We start from the raw sequence: 963 nt of genomic DNA, 5'->3' as shown, positions 1-963 counted from the left end.
GAAGACCATGTCCGCGAGGTGGCTGAGACGTTCCGGGACCACTGGGTGCCGATGGCAGGTTCCCGTGGGGTCAAGCTCGAATGGGAAGGCCCGTGGCGCAACTGGTGCCGCAATGCCCGAGGTCCGGACCGGGCGACTGGCGCTCGGGCCAGCCAGGCTTGGTGGGCGTCGGACGCCAGCGTCGCGGCCGAAGCTGCGCGGCTGGGACTGCAACCGGCGCAAGCTGGCGAGTCCGCCGTGGCGTTCAAGGGCCGGGTGCAGGCTGCGATTGACAACGGCGGGGTCCCGCCGGTACCACCGCGCCAGAGCCGCGTGGGAATCATCGATCCGACCGAGGCGCCTCCCCGCGCCAAAAAAGGAATGCCGGCCGGTGCCGTGGCCGGCATGAAAGCAATTTTGAAAGCATCACGAGCACAAAAAAACCAACCTACCACCGATGAGGACGATGTATGAGCACCACTACCACCACCGAGAGAAAATTCGTGACGATCGACGTCAACAATCCGGCCTACAACGTTGGCCTGCTGCTCGACGCTGTCATGGCGAAGCTTGGCGTCAAGAATGACGCTGCCCTGTCGCGCGAACTGGGCGTCTCCCCGACGAACGTGAGCAATATCCGGAACGTCAAGGTCGCGCTGAGTGCGGCGATGATGATCCGCATCCACGACGTAGCGGACATGTCGATCACCACGATCCGCAGCTTCCTCATCGGCCCGACCAGGTGAGTTGCGAGTTTTGCGTGGCGCTGTCGGGGCGCTTCAATGCCCACCGGGAATGCTGCCAAATCCGCCTTTTGGCGGGGGCCCCCCAGCACGTGCGCCAGGTCGCTTACGACCAGGTCAGGCGGGAAGACGGCGAAACAGCGTTGGCCGGAGTCAAGGCGAAGCTGCGTGCGGAAGTGCAGCGTCAGCGCGAGCTCGCCTACACGCAAATAGAAAACCATCTCAACCAGGAGGCCGCCAA

At 64.1% G+C, this 963-nt stretch carries 2 protein-coding genes and 1 pseudogene; all 3 read left to right on the top strand.

All coding sequences use genetic code 11. The features are described from left to right. A pseudogene (locus RBA41_RS33355) lies at window positions 1-453 on the top strand (hypothetical protein); the annotation flags it as partial. After that, on the top strand, window positions 450-725 hold the full coding sequence (locus RBA41_RS33350) for a helix-turn-helix domain-containing protein (protein ID WP_306628638.1): 276 nt from the start codon (window positions 450-452) through the stop codon (window positions 723-725). The pseudogene RBA41_RS33355 and the gene RBA41_RS33350, both read left to right, overlap by 4 nt. 14 nt (window positions 726-739) lie before the next feature. Further along, window positions 740-963 (top strand): hypothetical protein (locus RBA41_RS33345; RefSeq protein ID WP_306628637.1); only part of this gene is annotated, 224 nt, incomplete at its 3' end.

This window comes from Massilia scottii, from assembly GCF_030846495.1.
Lineage (GTDB): Bacteria > Pseudomonadota > Gammaproteobacteria > Burkholderiales > Burkholderiaceae_D > Telluria_A > Telluria_A violaceinigra.
Note: the sequence above shows the minus strand (reverse complement) of the source record. Positions and strands in the feature narration are given on the sequence as shown.